The sequence below is a fragment of the Aquamicrobium sp. NLF2-7 genome (assembly GCF_022359935.1).
In the GTDB taxonomy this organism is placed as follows: domain Bacteria; phylum Pseudomonadota; class Alphaproteobacteria; order Rhizobiales; family Rhizobiaceae; genus Mesorhizobium; species Mesorhizobium lusatiense.
Window position 1 is genome coordinate 1531436 of the sequence record NZ_JAKSED010000001.1, and the last position, 15758, is coordinate 1547193.

Here is a 15758-nt window from a genome sequence, read left to right on the forward strand (position 1 = left end):
TGACAGTTCGGCAATGATGCCGGAGCTGGACGCGGAACGCTCCTGAAGCCACATGAAGCAGAAGGGCCGCTGTGTGCGGCCCCTGCGGTAAAGGTTCAATCAGGAAAAACGGCGACTGGCGCTGCCTGTTCTCAGGCTGCGTGCGATGCCGGCGTTTCGGAAAGCAGCGCGTGAATTGCCTGCGCATCGCGGGTGCCGCGGATCTTGTTCACCGTGTCGGTGTCGCGCAGCACACGCGCGATGCGCGACAAGGCCTTGAGATGGTCCGCGCCCGCACCCTCGGGCGCCAGCAGCAGAAATACGAGATCGACCGGCTGATCGTCCAGCGCCTCGAAATCGACAGGCGTTTCCAGTCGCGCGAAGACGCCGGTGATGCCCTTCACGCCGGCCAGCTTGCCGTGCGGAATGGCGATGCCGTTGCCGACACCGGTGGACCCCAGCTTTTCGCGCTGCAGGATCGTCTCGAAAATGTCGCGCTCGGGAATACCCGAGATAGCGGATGCGCGCTCGGCCAGAAGCTGGAGCACCTGCTTCTTGGAGCTGGCCTTCAACGCCGGCAGGATTGCCGGAACGTCGACAAGATCGTTCAGAGCCATTTTTGAAATTCCTCTGCTTCGCCTGCCGCGGCCGGCCCCAAGAACGCAGGTACCGGCCGTCTTTTCTACCCTTACGCGGTTTTTACCGTCGCGGGATCAATCCAGCCGATGTTCCCGTCCGGCCGGCGATAGACGATGTTGAGCTGTTCTGTCCCGCCGTTACGGAACACAAGGACGGGGCTGCCCGTCGTGTCGAGTTCGATGACCGCCGAAGCGACGGACATCGTCTTCAGCGCAAGGCTCGATTCGGCGACGATGGTGGGAGCGAAATCCTCCGGGATATCCTCCTCGTCATCCTCGGCCAGCGCTTCCACCACCGTGTAGGCGATATTCTGCCCCTCGGAAGAGGCATTCACCGGATAATGCGACTTCAGACGGCGCTTGTAACGGCGCAGACGCTTTTCCAGCCGTTCAGCCGCAGCATCGAAAGCCTGAATGGGATCGTGGGATTCGCCGGCAGCCTGCAGGGAGGCACCCGAATCGAGCCTCACAACGCAATCGCAGGTGAAACGCGAGCCGGACTTGATGACAGTGACCTGGCCCGAAAAGCCGCGGTCGAAATATTTCGCAATGATGTCAGTAACACGTTCATCGATGCGCGTCCGGAACGCATCACCGACATCCATATGTTTTCCTGCAATCCGCAATGCCATCTGATTACCGACCTTCCCTGTACAGACTTCAAACTTACCGGAGTTTATACGCGTAGTCCGTTCGTACAAGCCACACGGCACCCCTTGTGCCGAATTTGCCCGAGAACGTCGCAGCCGACTCTCAAAGCCTGCCGTCCAAGCATCGATGGCCATTCCCTGCGCGGGTCAGACCCGCCTCATGCGGGCGGGCTTCTAGACACTTCATGGGTGCTTGTCAACGAAACGGCGACCGGCAGCGCGGTGCCCCGGCGTCAGCCTTTCAGGCCGGCGCGCGCCCGCTTCTCGCGCCTGCGCTGGACCGAAGAGGGAATATTCATAGCTTCCCGATACTTGGCGACCGTGCGCCGGGCGATATCGATGCCTTCCTCCTTCAGGCGATCAACAATCGTGTCATCCGAAAGTACACAGCTCATTTCCTCGGCTTCGATCAGTTCGCGAATCCTGTCGCGCACGGCTTCGGAGGAATGGGATTCGCCCTCGCCGGACGCTGCGATCGCCACGGTGAAGAAATAGCGCATCTCGAACACGCCGCGCGGCGTGTTCATGTACTTGTTGGCGGTGGCCCGACTGACAGTCGATTCGTGCATGCCGATGGCGTCGGCCACGGTCTTCAGGTTGAGCGGCCGCAAATGCCGCACGCCATGGGCCAGAAAGGCATCCTGCTGGCGCACGATCTCGGAAGCCACCTTCAGGATGGTCCTCGCGCGCTGGTCGAGGCTGCGCGCCAGCCAGTTGGCGCTCTGCAGGCATTGCCCGAGAAAATCCTTCTCGCCCTGATCCCGCGTCTGGCCGGACACCCTTGCAAAATAGGTCTGGTCGATCAGCACGCGCGGCAGGGCATCGGCATTCAGTTCCACCGTCCACCCACCGTCGCTGGCAGGCCGCACCTCGACGTCGGGCACGAGCGTCTCGCTGTTCCCTCCGGAAAAGGCGAGGCCCGGACGCGGATCCAGCCCCCGGATCTCGGCCAGCATATCCAGAAGGTCCTCCTCATCGACGCCGCAGATACGCCTGAGCGACTGGAAATCCCTGCGGGCGAGAAGATCGAGCCTCTCCAGCAGCGCCCGCATGGCCGGATCGAGCCGGTTGCGGGCACGAAGCTGGATGGACAGGCATTCAGCAAGGTCACGTGCGAACAGCCCCGGCGGATCGAAATTCCGGCAACGGGAGAGCACGGCCTCGACGCTCTCGGCATCCGTGCCGAGCCGTTCGGCACATTCGACAGGATCGGCCCGCAAATAGCCGGCCTCGTCGAGACAATCGGCAAGCTCGGCCGCGATCATCCGGTCCCGCGGATCGGTGAACGCAAAGGCAATCTGTTCCGCGACGTGATCGCGCAGGGTGACAGGCGCTGCCGCCAGATCCTCAAGATCGAACCCCTCGGAAGTTCCACCGGCGGATGCGCCGGCAGCGGATTTCCACTGCATCGACAAGGAAGGGTCAAGCTGTTCCGAACGCCCCGGATCATCCGGAAACAGATTTTCAAGAGACGAATCCAACCGCTCCGATATCGCCTCGGAAGAGAGCCCCGCTTCTTTGCCGAACCAGTCGTCGCCGGTTTCGCCGGCACTGTTCGCGTCGGATTCCGGCTCCGGTCCGGCAAGATCATCCGGACCGCTCTCCGCTCGCTCCAGCAGAGGATTGCGCTCAACCTCTTCGTCGACGAAATGCTCCAGCTCGGCATGGGTAAATTGCAGCAGGCGTATCGACTGCAGCAGTTGCGGTGTCATCACCAGCGACTGCGTCTGCCTGACCTGCAATTTTGCCGAGAGTGCCATCCGGTAGCGTTTCTTCCCACGAAGCAACGGGAAAGGAGATTTTCCGTGCCAGCAATTCAAACTGGCCCGGCTTTTGCTTGTCAAGCGCGATGGCACGCGAAAGCCCGGCTCTCGCCCGCATTTGCATAAGAAAGCATCGGGCGAAGCAGAGTTCGGGTGGAAAAAGACTATCTTCGGAAGAAAATGCGCTTTTGCAGTGGAAGGCTTCAGAGCGTGAAGCCTTCGCCGAGATAGAGACGTCGCACATCGGCGTTGGCGACCACTTCCTCAGCCCGGCCATGAGTAAGGACTTCGCCAGCGTGGATGATGTAGGCACGGTCGATGAGCCCAAGCGTCTCGCGCACATTGTGATCGGTGATCAGCACGCCGATGCCGCGCTTGGTGAGATGGCGCACCAGTTGCTGGATATCGGCCACAGCAATTGGATCGATACCCGCGAAAGGCTCGTCCAGCAGCATATAGGCCGGCCGGCTGGCCAGTGCCCGCGCGATCTCCAGTCGCCGGCGTTCGCCGCCGGACAACGCCATCGACGGCGCATGGCGGAGATGGCTGATATGGAACTCTTCCAGCAGCTCATCGAGGCTCTTCTCGCGCTGCTTGCGGCTCTTTTCGACGACTTCAAGCACCGCGCGTATGTTCTGCTCGACGCTGAGCCCCCGGAAGATGGAGGTTTCCTGCGGCAGATAGCCGATGCCCAGCCGCGCCCGGCGATACATGGGCATGGAGGTGACATCGTAACCATCGATCTCGATGGTGCCCTCGTCCACCGGAACCAGCCCGGTAACCATGTAGAAGCAGGTCGTCTTGCCGGCGCCATTGGGCCCAAGCAGGCCCACGGCCTCGCCGGCGCGCACGCCAAGCGAAACGCCGTTGACAACCCTTCGGCCCTTATAGCTCTTGGTCAGGCCGCGAGCGATCAGCGTACCCTTGAGCCCGGACGAAACTGCCTCATCCTTCGGCGGGGAAGCAGTCTCACTGGCCTTGCGTCCGGACAGGCCGAACTTTTGAAGTGAAAGCATCCGCGATCCTACGGTTTCTTCTGCGAACCCGGAGAGATCGACATCATGACCCTCTTGCCGCAGGCCTCCACCTGAGCGAGGCCGGTTTTCATCTGCACGGTCAGCTTGCAGCCGGTGAGAACATTGTCGCCGTCAGACAGGACCACCTTGTCGCCCGACAGAACCAGAACCTCGGTCTTCATGTCGAAGGTGCCGCGATCGCCCGTGGCGACCTGCGTGTCGGACTTGATGTAAACCTTGTCCCTGACCTCAAGCCGGTCGATGTTGGCCGTGCCGGTGGTGGCGGAGCCCGCAGCCGCGTCGGCATTACCGCCCTTGTCGTTGACGTAATAAACATCCATGGAACCGGCCTTGAGCAGGGTCGGCCCCTGAATGACCTGCACATTGCCGGTAAAAATGGCGAGACTTTCATTCTCACGCACTTCCAGCTTGTCGCTTTCGATCTCGATTGGCTGATCACCCGCCAGCTTCAGGCCCGACATGGTGCCGGTGCCGCCCGACTGGGCGAAGGCGGAGCCCGCCACGACAAGGGACAAGGCAGATGCAAGCGCTGCAAGCCTCATCAAATCACTGCGTAGCATTGGTGTCTCCGCTCTTTTTCTGATCCGCCTTCCGGGCGGCGGGGTCGATGCTCACGCGAACCCGCTTCTCGAATATCATGACCTTGCCGCCATCTTCCACCGACATCGTGTCGGAAGTGATGCGCGATCCGGCCCGGCTGATTTCGACGGGTTGCTCCGTCTTCATATTGCCTTTGTCCATGTCGAGAAAGGCCGATTTCAGCTTTGCAACCATTCCGTCGGTGGTCGTGACCGTAATTTCGTTGTCCAGCTGCAGCGTATTGCCCGAACGATCATAAGAACCGTTTAACGCATCCACCTTCGCAGTGGTCTCCGCATTGAGCGGCAGCCGGGCGCTGATGCCCTCCAGCTCGATCACGCCTTCTTTGGCGGTATCCTGCACGGCCCGAACCGCCGTCATCGCGTAAGGCAGAAGCGCCTTGGTGAAGCCTTCCAGCTTCGGATTGGACATCACCAGCTTGCCATCGGAAAAAGCGCTGCTCTCGGTCGTGACCGGCACCTCATCGGGGGCGACCATGTAAGAATAAAGCGGAAAGGCGACGGCCATGGCAATGGCGATCGCCGGAACCACGAATTTGAGCCTGCGCACCCGGCGCGAATGCTGCTGGGCACGGTCGAAGGCTGCTTCGCGCTGGCCGTCGCCCGCCTGGGCAAGCGCGGGCCGCGGCAGTCTGTCTTCCATGCCCATCGGATCTGTCACTGGCGACAAAACAACTACTTTCTACAAAAGGAAAATTACGCCTTATGCCCAGTAATTCGGGAGGCGGAACGTTTCAAACAAGTCCGGACGGATCAAAACCGTAAAAATATGACCAGTCTAAGGATACACGATGGCGTAAATGGCCCGCAAGACCTCCTTTGCGGCGCAAAACGGGCAAAAGTGGTGGTCGCCGACGGCACGATGATCTAGATAGGCACTGCCCATATCCCATCCAAGAGGCTGAGCATGGCACAGAGAGCCGATGACCTGATCGACCGGCGCAGACTTCGGCGCAAGCTGACATTCTGGCGCGCACTGACAATCATCGTCATCCTGCTTGCCATAGGCGGCATCGCAGCCTGGTTTGGCGGCGATGGCACCGGCTCAGGCTCCCATATCGCCAAGGTCAGGATCACGGGCACCATCACCCAGGACGACAAGCTGCTCGAACGGCTGGAGAAGATCCGCAAATCGCCGCGCGTCGCCGGCGTCATCGTCCAGATCGACTCGCCCGGCGGTACCACGACCGGCGGGGAATCCATTTACGAGGCCGTGCGCAAGATCGCCGCTGAAAAGCCGGTGGTCGCGGAAGTCGGCACGCTGGCGGCCTCCGCCGGCTACATGATCGCCAGCGCCACGGATCATATCGTGGCCCGCCAGTCCTCGATCGTCGGGTCGATCGGCGTGCTGATCCAGTATCCGGACGTCACCGGCCTGATGGACAAGATCGGCATCAAGCTGGAAGAGGTGAAATCCTCGCCGCTCAAGGCCTCACCCTCGCCCTTCAAGCCGACCAACGAGGAAGAGCGCGCCATGGTGCGCCGCCTGATCATGGACAGCTACGACTGGTTCGTCGACATCGTCGCCAACCGCCGGTCGATGACCCGCGAGCAGGCGCTTGCGCTCGCCGACGGTTCGATCTTCACCGGCCGGCAGGGCTTGCAGAACAAGCTCGTCGACGCTCTCGGGGGAGAGGAAGAAGCCGTGGCGTGGCTGGAAAGCCAAGGCGTTGCGCCCGATCTCAAGGTTATCGAGTGGAAGCCGAAGGAGGGAACGGCAAGCCTTCTTTTGTCGCAATCGCTGGTACGCAACATCGCGCGCGCTCTGGGTCTGCCCGAGCAAAGCGGCGACGTGGTCAGGGAGCTTGGCATGGAGCGGCTGTTCCTTGACGGGCTGGTGTCGGTCTGGCACCCTTGACAGTCCCGCTTTCAAATGAAAAAAGCGAATGAAATCATCTGCATAATTTCGACCGCATGTTGTCCGCAAGGGGATTGCCCGCATGATCAAGTCTGAACTCGTGCAAATCATTGCCTCTCGCAACCCGCATCTTTTCCTGCGCGATGTCGAAAACATCGTCAGCGCGGTGTTTGATGAGATTACCGATGCGCTGGCGGAGGGCAACCGCGTGGAGTTGCGCGGCTTCGGCGCCTTCTCGGTGAAGAACCGCCCCGCCCGCACCGGACGCAACCCGCGCACGGGCGAAGCGGTCGAGGTCGAGGAAAAGTGGGTTCCCTTCTTCAAGACCGGCAAGGAACTGCGTGAAAGGCTGAACGCGGAGGACTAAAGCCTGTCGCCCGAAAGCTGGAACCGCCTTTGGGACAACGACACGCGTAAAAACAGGAACTTAAAGCGTAAGCGGCAACTCTGAGAGATCGCGATACGCTTTAGAGCGACTGACGCCCGGATAAATCCGGGCTGCTGCTCTATCTCTTTGTTTGAGCCGCATTTATGCGACGTCAGACGACTTCGCTGACTGCAAAATGCTCCAGGCGTCAGGAATTTCCAATGTTCAATCGCTTCGCACTCGTTCTCGTCTTCGTGCCGCTGGCCATCATCCTGATCGCGCTGGCGGTGGCGAACCGCGCCCCGGTTGCGTTCACCGTCGATCCGTTCAACCCCGGCAATCCGGCGCTGACCTACACGCTGCCTTTCTTCGTGTTCCTGTTCGCAGCACTGGCGCTCGGCATGCTGATCGGAAGCCTGGCCACATGGTTCCGGCAGGGGCGCTACCGCAAGCTGGCCCGCCAGCGCGCTATCGAGGCCGAAAGCCTGAAGCAGGCAGCAGGCGCGCGCCCGGCCGCCGCGAACCCGAACAATCCGGCCCCTCACAATCCGGCGCTGCCGCACCCGAGCGCCTGAGCCGATACGGGACGGTTCAGCGCCTGCCGACGATGAACCCGGCTATTTCATCGGACAAGCCCGCAGCCAGAGGCATTTCGGCATCGCCATAGGCGGCGAAATTGGCGATGAGATTATCCTTCGGCGTCTCCTTCAGTACGTGATTCATACCGGGGAAAATCTTCAGCTGCGCCGCCGGCTGGGCCTGTGACAGGTTTTTTGCATCAGCAACCTTCACCTGAAGATCATTGTCGCCCTGCACGATCAGCACCGGCACTTTCAGTTTTGCAATCAGTTCCGCCGGTTTGTAGCTCAGCAGATCGATGAGAAAGCCCTGAATGCTTTCCGGAAACAGCGGCCGCACGATCCCGGGAAGGCTGGCGACATCTACCTTCTCGCCGCGTTCCAGCGTTCTGGTCGCCTCCAGAAGCTGGGGCAGGACAGGCCGGTTGGCACGGTTCCCCGTAAACTGCTCCCGCAGGATCTCGCCCAGCAGACGGCCGGGCGCAGAGACGAGCACCACCCCGCACAGGTCCGGCCCCGCCGTCTGCGCGGCGATCAGGGCGACCAGACCGCCCTCGCTGTGGCCCACGAGCCAGGCGCAATCCGTCCCCGCCTTCTCGCGCGCGACCTTCAGCCAGGCAATGGCGTCTCCCGCGTAGTCCGTCATGCGCACGTCATTGGCGTCGGGAAAGCCGGTCTTGCTGGAAAACATGCCGCGCTTGTCGATGCGGATCGAACCGATTCCCTTGTCGGCCAGTTCCTCGGCCAGCATCTTCAGATAGCCCGCCTTGATGCCGAGCGGATTGTTGCCGTCATGGTCGGTTGGACCGGAGCCCGGGATGATGACGGCCACCGGCTGTTCTGACCGGTCGCCGGGAAGGAGCATCTGCCCCTTCAGGACGCCTTCCTCCACCTGCGCCTCGACAACCGTTTCGGCCAGCGATGGCGAAACGACGCTGCAACACAGGAGCGTGGCGGCCGCCAGAGCAGCCCTTTTCATGCCGGTTGCCTGCATCTTGCCTCACAATGGGTGCGGGCCATGTTGCGACCCGTCTGCCGCTATGGCAGAAGCGCAGGCATATTTCCACCGGAGCATTCGCTTGAAAGCCACGCGCAACAGGAGCCATGAGGCAAGGCCGCGACCGGAGCGAGACGCCCGTCCCGAGCAGGAACGCGAGCCGCAGCACCAGCCGAAGCGCCAGCTTGTGCGCCGCGAAGGCGCGCTGCCGGCCGAAAGGCTGCCGCTGATCCTCGAGGTCGCGCCCAGTGACGACTACGCCCTGCTCGACAGCGGCGACGGGCGCAAGCTGGAGCAATACGGCCCCTATCGCATCGTGCGCCCGGAGGGACAGGCGATCTGGCGCCCTGCCCTGCCCGACAGGGAATGGGGCCGCGCCGACGCCATTTTCACCGGCAACACCGATGAGGAGGGAATGGGCCGCTGGCAGTTTCCCCGCAATCCACTCGGCGAAACATGGCCGATGAAGCATGACGGCATCGATTATCTCGGCCGCTTCACCTCGTTTCGCCATGTCGGCGTCTTTCCCGAGCAGGGCTCCCACTGGGACCATATGGCCGCCCTCATCGAAAATGCCAGACGGCCGGTGAAGGTGCTCAACCTGTTCGGCTATACCGGCCTCGCCTCTCTGGTCGCCGCCCGCGCCGGGGCCGAGGTCACCCATGTCGACGCCTCGAAGAAGGCGATCGGCTGGGCCCGCGAAAATCAGGAAGTGGCGCGGCTGACCAACAAGCCGATCCGCTGGATCGTCGAGGACGCGATGAAATTCGCCGAGCGCGAGGAGCGCCGCGGCAGCCGCTACGACATCATCCTGTTCGACCCGCCCGCCTATGGGCGCGGACCCAAGGGCGAAGTGTGGCAACTGTTCGAGCATCTGCCCGCACTTGCCGACATCTGCCGCTCCATCCTGACGCCGAAGCCGCTGGCCGTGGTGCTCACCGCCTATTCGATCCGCGCTTCCTTCTTCGCCATCCATGCGCTGATGCGCGACACCTTCGCCGGCATGGGCGGCGCCGTGGAATCCGGAGAACTGATCATTCGCGAGAAATCGGCCGGCCGCGCGCTTTCCACCTCGCTCTTTTCCAGATGGGTCGCCAGATGAGCGAACATGAAAAACGCCGTCCGGTCGGACGGGTCAAGGAAGTCACCAGCCTGTCCAATCCGCTGGTCAAGGACATTAAGGCTCTGGCGCTGAAGAAATTCCGCGACCAGAACAATGCCTTCATGGCCGAGGGGCTGAAGCTGGTCATCGACGCGCTCGATCTCGGCTGGGAAATCCGCACCCTGATCTTCGCCAAAGCCGGACGTGGCAATGCGGCGGTCGAAAAGGTCGCCGCCCGCACCGTCGCCGCCGGCGGCGACGTGCTGGAAGTCTCGGAAAAGGTGCTGTCCTCCATCACCCGCCGCGACAATCCGCAGATGGTGGTCGGCGTGTTCACGCAGCGCCTCGTGCCCCTGAAGGACATCCGCCCCGCCAGGGGCGATGTCTGGGTGGCGCTCGACCGGGTGCGCGATCCGGGCAATCTCGGCACCGTCATCCGCACCGTCGATGCGGTCGGCGCCAAAGGCGTCATCCTTGTCGGCGACACCACCGATCCGTTCTCGCTGGAAACGGTGCGCGCCACCATGGGCTCGATCTTCGCCGTTCCGGTCGCGAAAACCAGTGTGGAAGCCTTCCTTGCCTGGCGCAAGGGCTTTCCGGGCCTCGTCGCCGGCACGCATCTGAAGGGCGCGGTCGATTATCGCTCGGTCGACTTCTCGGACAAGCCGATGCTGCTTATGATGGGCAACGAGCAGCAGGGCCTGCCCGACGATCTGGCGCAAAGCTGCGACCGCCTGCTGCGCATTCCGCAGGCCGGCCGCGCCGACTCGCTCAACCTCGCGGTCGCAACCGGCGTGATGCTGTTCGAGATCCGCCGCGAGGCACTCTCGCTGGAGGCGCCCGCCCCATGAGTTCCACCCCTGCCCCATCTGCCGCCGGCAAGGGTCTCGGCCTCTATGCGATCCTCGCCATCGTCGCCATCGCGCTGGACCAGTTGATCAAATACGCGGTCGAAAGCGGGCTTCCCTTTCAGGAGAAGATCGACCTGCTGCCGTTTCTGGCACTGTTTCGCACCTACAACACCGGCATCGCCTTCTCGATGCTGTCCTCCTTCGGCGACACCGGGCTGATCGTCATCTCGCTCGTCGTATCGGCCTTCATCGTCTATCTGGCGCTGCGCAGCACGCCGCGCCAGATTTTTGCCCGGCTTGGATTTGCGCTCATCCTCGGCGGCGCGATGGGCAACGTCATCGACCGCGCCATTTACGGCCATGTCGTGGACTACATCCTCTTCCATACCCCGCACTGGTCCTTCGCCGTGTTCAATCTGGCGGATGTCTTCATCAGCGTCGGCGCTTTCCTCGTGGTGGTGGAGGAGTTCATCGGCTGGCGCTACGAGGTCAGATCGCGCGACAACTGAGCAAAACGCCCGCAATCGGTAAAATTGCGCGGGTTTGCCGAAGGCTTCCCTAAGCTCTGCCTGTCATTGTCTTGTGCATGACGGCGGAGATGGACCACAAGCGGACGGGAGGGGACGAGGCGCACGAAACGGGCGGCCACCGCCTTCGTGTCATTCCCCCGCCGCTGTCGCCCGAAGCGCTCGGAACCGATCTTTCCGCCACGCCCATCTCCCGCAACCTGCCTGTCGCAAGCTGGCTGTTCGTTCTCCTGTTCGCCGGACTTGCCCATCTGACCGGCGCGCCCGCCTTCCTCAGCCTTGCCATGCTCGCCACCGGATTTGTTGGCATTCTGCTGCATGAGCTGATCCTGTCGAAGGAACGCCGTACCCGGCAGCAACTGGACAGGGAGGCCGTTCAGGCACGCACCCGGCTGGAAACACTCTCCGACCAGATGTGGGAGATGCAGGAGAGCGAAGAGCGGTTCCACGGCCTCATCGACGCGCTCGGCGACATCGTCGTGCACCGCGACCGGCACGGCAGGATCGTCTACGCCAATCGGGTCTTCACCGGACTTGTCGGCAGGGAGATGCACGATCTGCGCGGCATGACGCTTGCCGATATCGGCATGGAGTTCACTGTTACGCCGGAGGCTGCATTCACCGACAATGAACGCCTGCGCTCGACGGATGCCTGCATGACCACGCCGCAGGGCCAGCGCTGGTTCTCATGGGTCGAGCTTTCGGTGCGCGAGAAGGATACCGGCGCCGTTTCGCATCACGCCATCGCCCGCGAAATCACCGCCCGCAAGCAGGCGGAAACCTCGCTGATAGCGGCGCGCGAACGGGCGGAATTCGCCAATCAGGCGAAGTCCCGCTTCCTGGCCACCGTCAGCCATGAGATCCGCACGCCGATGAACGGCATCATGGGCATGGCGCGGCTGTTGTCGGATACCAGCCTCTCACCCGAGCAGCATACCTATGTCAACGCCGTGTCCACCTCGGCCAGCGCGCTGCTGGCGCTGATCGACGATCTTCTGGATTACTCCAAGATCGAGGCCGGCCGGTTCAATCCGGAGCCGCAGCCGGTTTCGCTGCGCGAGCTGGCCGACAATGTCGTGGAGCTTCTGGCCGACCGCGCCCATGGCAAGGGTATCGGTCTCGGCTGCCATGTCGCGCCCGATGTCCCGCAGATGATCACCGCCGATCCGGGGCGGGTCCGGCAGGTGCTGCTCAACCTTCTCGGCAATGCGATCAAGTTCACCGAAAGCGGCGGCGTGGCGCTTGTCATCACCCGCAGCGGCAATCGCATCCGCTTCGGGGTGAGCGATACCGGCCCGGGACTGCGGCAAGACGATCTCGAACGCATCTTCCTCGAATTCGAGCAGGCCGACGGAACCTCGACGCGCCGACATGGCGGCGCTGGGCTCGGCCTTGCGATTTCCAGACGGCTGGTGACGGCGATGGGCGGCACGATCTCCGTGTCCAGCACACCGCGCGAAGGAACGGAGTTCGTTTTCGAACTGCCGGCGCATGAGGCTACCGATCCGCCGCACCCACGGCAGGATGCGCTGGCAGGCCGCAATGTCGTGATCCTCTCCGCCAACAGGATCGAGGCTGATGTGATCGCGCGGACGATCCGCGCCCACGGCGGGTCCGCCGAAATTGCCGAAAACCCCGAAACTGCACGAAAGCTGGCCCAGGGCTGCGACACGCTGATGGTGGACGCCGCGCTGGAAGGCAGCGATGGACGCACCGTTCAGGTGTTGCGCGACGATGCTTTCGCCACCAGCCGCGCCATCATCCTGATGGCGCCGAACGACCGTGGCCGGCTCTGCGAATATCTGGCCGGCGGATATGGCGGCTTCCTCGCCCGCCCGGTCCGGGGTGCAACGCTGCTGAAAGTGCTGACTGGCGGCAGCTCCGACAGCGCAGGCGAACAGCACCTGCGAGAACCCGGAATGCATGCGCACCCGGCACCGGAAAACAAGCCCGGCGGACTTTCAATCCTGATTGCCGAAGACAACGAAATCAACGCCCTGCTGGTTCGCGCCGCACTCGGCAGTGCCGGCCATCACCTGGAGATGGTCACGACCGGCAAGGAGGCAGTGGACCGGCTTACCTCGACCGACACCGGAACGGGACGCCACGATGTCGTTCTCATGGACCTGCACATGCCGGTGATGGACGGCATGGATGCCATCGCCCATATCAGACGGCATGAGAAAGCCCACGGCATTCCGGCAATCCCGATTCTGGTGCTGTCGGCTGACAATCAGGAAAAGACACGCCATGCCGTGCTCGCCCATGGCGCCACGGCCTTCCTGACAAAGCCGCTCGATCCGCGTGATCTGCTTGCCGCCGTTCAGGAACTGATGTCCACATGAACACAGGTCCGGCTTTGTTGCCGATCACGCCATATCACGCTACTGTCACAATCCTGTTGCACCACAATCGTATCCCCGCGCCACGAGGGATGGCTCGAAGGAGAATCGCCCGTGCAGACAGCGATGCCGCAAGGTCACACCAGGTTGGGCTCTACGCTCGTTACCGTACCGGCCACCGGGCCGCAGGCCCCGTCATTCGCAGGCCCGATCGGCCCTCTGGGTCGTATAGGCACTCTGGAGGTGCGGCTGGCCCGCAACGAGGCCGAGATCGAGGCCGCACAGGAAATCCGCTACCGCATCTTCTATGATGAACTGGGTGCCCGCAGCAGCCTGGACCAGATCGACAGGCGCGATTCGGACCGCTTCGATCCGCTTTGCGACCATCTGCTGGTTCTGGACAACAGCCTGACCGGCCCCGAGCACAGGCGCATCGTCGGGACTTACCGCCTTTTGCGGCAGGAGATGGCAACGGCAGCGGGCGGATTCTATTCGGAAGACGAATTCGAGTTGCGCAGGCTGGTCGCCCGCCACCCCGATCTGCGGTTCCTTGAGCTTGGCCGCTCCTGCGTGCTGCCGCAATACAGGTCGAAACGTACCATCGAGGCCCTGTGGCAGGGTATCTGGGCCTATCTCAACCACTATGGCATCGACGTCATGGTGGGCTGTGCTTCTTTCCCCGGCGTCGATCCGGCGGCCCATGCCGAGGCGCTGACCTATATGGCTCATCATTGCCGCACGAGTGCGGACTGGGATGTGCGGGCCGTTGGCCGTCGCTATCACCCGATGGCCATGATGCCGGTCGAGGCGGTGAACCCCAAGGCGGCAATCACCGCCATGCCGCCCCTGGTGAAAGGCTATCTGCGCATCGGCGCGCGTATCGGCGACGGCTGCGTCATCGACCGCGATTTTTCGACCGTCGATGTGTTCATCGTCATGCCGGTCAAGGAAATCGCCGCCCGCTACATCAGCTATTACGGCGGCGACGGCCAGAGTTACGCCGCCTGAAGATCAGCGTTCCATTCAGGGAATATCCTCGGGCTTCCGGCCGGGCCGGCTCTTGTAGGCCGGAATGTGCCAGCCGAAACGGATTGCGCCGCCACGCACGGCAAAGGCGGCGATGAAGCCGCCGAGCTGGCAGATGAGAGGCGCAAAGCCCGCGAGATCGCCCAGCGTATAGACGCCGGCGCCGATCAGCGCAGCCGACACATAGACCTCGGGGCGCAGCAGCACCGACTGCTCACCTGCCAGAACGTCGCGCAGGATGCCCCCGAAAGTAGCCGTGAGCATGCCCATGATGATGGCCACGACCGGCGAGCCGGTAACCGCGAGCCCCTTTGCCGCCCCCATCACCGCAAATGCGGCAAGGCCGATGGCATCCAGCCACAGCAGGAGCTTGTAGCGCGATTCAACCCGGTGCGCCGTGAAGAACACAAGCACAGCAACTGCCGCGCACACCAGAATATAGTCGTGGTTGGCGATCCAGAAGACCGGCACGTCGAGAACGAGATCGCGGAAGGTTCCGCCGCCAACTCCCGTTACCCCGGCCAGAAACATGAAGCTGATGATGTCCATCTGCTTGCGTGAAGCCGAAAGCGCGCCCGTCGCCGCAAAAACGGCGACGCCGGAATAATCGAGGATGGTGACGAGGTTCATGGCAGCGCGTTCATCCCCGGTGGCAGGTGACGGCGCTACAGTAGCAGCCGCTCCCGGCTGTGGAAGCCCCTGAAGGGCAACGGCCCCGCAATGCTGCGGGGCCGAAGGCTATCAGCCCTGATTTCCTTCGCCGGCAGAACCGTTGGCCTGCTTCGGTCCATCCTTCGAGACGCCGACCTTGGCCGGGCGCAGAACCCGCTCGCCAATCGAATATCCCGGCTGCACGACCTGCAGAACGGTTCCTGCGACAACCTGCGGGTTCGGAATCTCGAACAGCGCCTCGTGGAAATTCGGATCGAACCGCTCGCCTTCCGGCGAAAGCTTTTTCACACCGTGCCGTTCCAGCGCGCCGATCAGACCCCGCGCGGTAATCTCCACGCCCTCGATCAGCGCCTTGAAGCCTGCATCGTCGGATGCCTTGGCCTCTGCGGGAATGGCTTCCAGCGCACGTTGCAGGTCGTCTGCAACCGTCAGCATGTCGCGGGCGAAGTTGGCTATGGAGTAGGAGCGCGCGTCCTGCACGTCACGGGCGGCACGGCGGCGCATGTTTTCCACCTCGGCGGCGGCGCGAAGAGCCCGATCCTTCAGCTCCTCGTTTTCCTTCATCAAACGGACGAGTGCCTCGTAATCACCTTCGGCACCCTCCACCGTCTGTTCGGCAAAAGCTTCTGCGGCCTCGGTTTCGTCGGGCGTGCGCTCGTCTTTGGCCTGGTCAGTCATGGCGTATTCCCATTCTTTTCGAAGTTTCGAAGTTGGGTCCGATATCGAGGTTCGACACTCAAAAATCAAGGCCCCCGGCACGCCGGATGCCTTC

18 protein-coding genes are annotated in these 15758 nt (G+C 62.6%); 9 read left to right on the top strand and 9 right to left on the bottom strand.

The genetic code is table 11. The annotated features are described in order from the left end of the window. Nucleotides 1–131: 131 nt before the first annotated feature. The 6 genes from ptsN to lptC all read right to left on the bottom strand — a co-directional run bounded on the left by ptsN (nt 132) and on the right by lptC (nt 5198). Nucleotides 132–596 carry a PTS IIA-like nitrogen regulatory protein PtsN gene (ptsN, locus tag MIC97_RS07470; RefSeq protein WP_183831896.1) on the bottom strand — a complete coding sequence of 155 codons (465 nt, stop codon included), beginning with the start codon at nt 594–596 and terminating at the stop codon, nt 132–134. Between the two features lie 71 nt (nt 597–667). After that, a complete protein-coding gene (gene raiA, locus MIC97_RS07475) occupies nt 668–1249 on the bottom strand; it encodes a ribosome-associated translation inhibitor RaiA (protein WP_275592411.1) in 582 nt (193 codons plus the stop codon). Between the two features lie 251 nt (nt 1250–1500). Next, nucleotides 1501–3027, bottom strand: a complete 1527-nt coding sequence (rpoN, locus tag MIC97_RS07480; RefSeq protein WP_239799500.1) for an RNA polymerase factor sigma-54 — start codon at nt 3025–3027, stop codon at nt 1501–1503. Nucleotides 3028–3233: 206 nt separating this feature from the next. Continuing rightward, a complete protein-coding gene (gene lptB, locus MIC97_RS07485; protein ID WP_239799501.1) occupies nt 3234–4046 on the bottom strand; it encodes an LPS export ABC transporter ATP-binding protein in 813 nt (270 codons plus the stop codon). 8 nt (nt 4047–4054) lie between these two features. Beyond that, nucleotides 4055–4627 carry an LptA/OstA family protein gene (locus tag MIC97_RS07490; protein ID WP_239799502.1) on the bottom strand — a complete coding sequence of 191 codons (573 nt, stop codon included), beginning with the start codon at nt 4625–4627 and terminating at the stop codon, nt 4055–4057. Continuing rightward, nucleotides 4614–5198 carry an LPS export ABC transporter periplasmic protein LptC gene (gene lptC, locus MIC97_RS07495; protein WP_239799503.1) on the bottom strand — a complete coding sequence of 195 codons (585 nt, stop codon included), beginning with the start codon at nt 5196–5198 and terminating at the stop codon, nt 4614–4616. The genes MIC97_RS07490 and lptC overlap by 14 nt, the downstream gene beginning before the upstream one ends. A 27-nt stretch (nt 5199–5225) precedes the next feature. Between lptC and MIC97_RS07500 the strand changes: the two genes are divergently transcribed. The 4 genes from MIC97_RS07500 (at nt 5226) to MIC97_RS07515 (ending at nt 7466) form a co-directional block, all read left to right on the top strand. Continuing rightward, nucleotides 5226–5537 carry a hypothetical protein gene (locus tag MIC97_RS07500; protein ID WP_239799504.1) on the top strand — a complete coding sequence of 104 codons (312 nt, stop codon included), beginning with the start codon at nt 5226–5228 and terminating at the stop codon, nt 5535–5537. Between the two features lie 36 nt (nt 5538–5573). Further along, nucleotides 5574–6524 carry a signal peptide peptidase SppA gene (gene sppA, locus MIC97_RS07505; RefSeq protein ID WP_239799505.1) on the top strand — a complete coding sequence of 317 codons (951 nt, stop codon included), beginning with the start codon at nt 5574–5576 and terminating at the stop codon, nt 6522–6524. 82 nt (nt 6525–6606) lie between these two features. Further along, nucleotides 6607–6891 carry an integration host factor subunit beta gene (locus tag MIC97_RS07510; RefSeq protein ID WP_183831902.1) on the top strand — a complete coding sequence of 95 codons (285 nt, stop codon included), beginning with the start codon at nt 6607–6609 and terminating at the stop codon, nt 6889–6891. A 221-nt stretch (nt 6892–7112) separates the two neighbouring features. Then, nucleotides 7113–7466 (top strand): DUF1049 domain-containing protein, encoded by a 354-nt coding sequence (locus MIC97_RS07515; RefSeq protein WP_239799506.1) that lies wholly within the window; start codon nt 7113–7115, stop codon nt 7464–7466. A 16-nt stretch (nt 7467–7482) separates the two neighbouring features. Here the strand turns inward: MIC97_RS07515 and MIC97_RS07520 are convergent, their stop codons facing one another. Then, nucleotides 7483–8448: an alpha/beta hydrolase gene (locus MIC97_RS07520; protein WP_239799507.1), complete on the bottom strand. Its 966-nt coding sequence runs from the start codon at nt 8446–8448 to the stop codon at nt 7483–7485. A 100-nt stretch (nt 8449–8548) separates the two neighbouring features. Here MIC97_RS07520 and MIC97_RS07525 point away from each other — a divergent pair, with 100 nt between their 5' ends. From MIC97_RS07525 to MIC97_RS07545, 5 genes are all read left to right on the top strand, one after another. Next, nucleotides 8549–9568 (top strand): class I SAM-dependent rRNA methyltransferase, encoded by a 1020-nt coding sequence (locus tag MIC97_RS07525; protein WP_239799508.1) that lies wholly within the window; start codon nt 8549–8551, stop codon nt 9566–9568. Next, nucleotides 9565–10419 carry an RNA methyltransferase gene (locus MIC97_RS07530; protein WP_239799509.1) on the top strand — a complete coding sequence of 285 codons (855 nt, stop codon included), beginning with the start codon at nt 9565–9567 and terminating at the stop codon, nt 10417–10419. The genes MIC97_RS07525 and MIC97_RS07530 overlap by 4 nt, the downstream gene beginning before the upstream one ends. Continuing rightward, a complete protein-coding gene (gene lspA, locus MIC97_RS07535; protein ID WP_239799510.1) occupies nt 10416–10928 on the top strand; it encodes a signal peptidase II in 513 nt (170 codons plus the stop codon). The genes MIC97_RS07530 and lspA overlap by 4 nt, the downstream gene beginning before the upstream one ends. An 89-nt stretch (nt 10929–11017) precedes the next feature. After that, nucleotides 11018–13291, top strand: coding sequence for an ATP-binding protein (locus tag MIC97_RS07540; protein ID WP_239799511.1), 2274 nt, complete (start codon nt 11018–11020; stop codon nt 13289–13291). A gap of 111 nt (nt 13292–13402) precedes the next feature. Beyond that, the gene (locus MIC97_RS07545; RefSeq protein ID WP_239799512.1) at nt 13403–14296 is read left to right on the top strand and encodes a GNAT family N-acetyltransferase; all 894 of its coding nucleotides are present in this window, start codon (nt 13403–13405) and stop codon (nt 14294–14296) included. A gap of 15 nt (nt 14297–14311) precedes the next feature. Here the strand turns inward: MIC97_RS07545 and MIC97_RS07550 are convergent, their stop codons facing one another. Further along, nucleotides 14312–14944 (bottom strand): trimeric intracellular cation channel family protein, encoded by a 633-nt coding sequence (locus MIC97_RS07550; protein WP_239799513.1) that lies wholly within the window; start codon nt 14942–14944, stop codon nt 14312–14314. A 111-nt stretch (nt 14945–15055) separates the two neighbouring features. Beyond that, nucleotides 15056–15664: a nucleotide exchange factor GrpE gene (gene grpE / locus MIC97_RS07555; RefSeq protein WP_183831910.1), complete on the bottom strand. Its 609-nt coding sequence runs from the start codon at nt 15662–15664 to the stop codon at nt 15056–15058. Between the last annotated feature and the right edge of the window lie 94 nt (nt 15665–15758).

Bases quoted from the DNA above. Each gene is read 5' to 3' on its own strand.
- MIC97_RS07550 (WP_239799513.1), bottom strand. From the start codon at position 14,944: ATGAACCTCGTCACCATCCTCGATTATTCCGGCGTCGCCGTTTTTGCG.
- raiA (WP_275592411.1), bottom strand. From the start codon at position 1,249: ATGGCATTGCGGATTGCAGGAAAACATATGGATGTCGGTGATGCGTTC.
- MIC97_RS07500 (WP_239799504.1), top strand. From the start codon at position 5,226: ATGCTGCTGGGCACGGTCGAAGGCTGCTTCGCGCTGGCCGTCGCCCGC.
- lspA (WP_239799510.1), top strand. From the start codon at position 10,416: ATGAGTTCCACCCCTGCCCCATCTGCCGCCGGCAAGGGTCTCGGCCTC.
- ptsN (WP_183831896.1), bottom strand. From the start codon at position 596: ATGGCTCTGAACGATCTTGTCGACGTTCCGGCAATCCTGCCGGCGTTG.
- MIC97_RS07520 (WP_239799507.1), bottom strand. From the start codon at position 8,448: ATGAAAAGGGCTGCTCTGGCGGCCGCCACGCTCCTGTGTTGCAGCGTC.
- MIC97_RS07490 (WP_239799502.1), bottom strand. From the start codon at position 4,627: ATGCTACGCAGTGATTTGATGAGGCTTGCAGCGCTTGCATCTGCCTTG.
- MIC97_RS07530 (WP_239799509.1), top strand. From the start codon at position 9,565: ATGAGCGAACATGAAAAACGCCGTCCGGTCGGACGGGTCAAGGAAGTC.
- sppA (WP_239799505.1), top strand. From the start codon at position 5,574: ATGGCACAGAGAGCCGATGACCTGATCGACCGGCGCAGACTTCGGCGC.
- grpE (WP_183831910.1), bottom strand. From the start codon at position 15,664: ATGACTGACCAGGCCAAAGACGAGCGCACGCCCGACGAAACCGAGGCC.
- MIC97_RS07540 (WP_239799511.1), top strand. From the start codon at position 11,018: ATGGACCACAAGCGGACGGGAGGGGACGAGGCGCACGAAACGGGCGGC.
- MIC97_RS07515 (WP_239799506.1), top strand. From the start codon at position 7,113: ATGTTCAATCGCTTCGCACTCGTTCTCGTCTTCGTGCCGCTGGCCATC.
- lptB (WP_239799501.1), bottom strand. From the start codon at position 4,046: ATGCTTTCACTTCAAAAGTTCGGCCTGTCCGGACGCAAGGCCAGTGAG.
- MIC97_RS07510 (WP_183831902.1), top strand. From the start codon at position 6,607: ATGATCAAGTCTGAACTCGTGCAAATCATTGCCTCTCGCAACCCGCAT.
- rpoN (WP_239799500.1), bottom strand. From the start codon at position 3,027: ATGGCACTCTCGGCAAAATTGCAGGTCAGGCAGACGCAGTCGCTGGTG.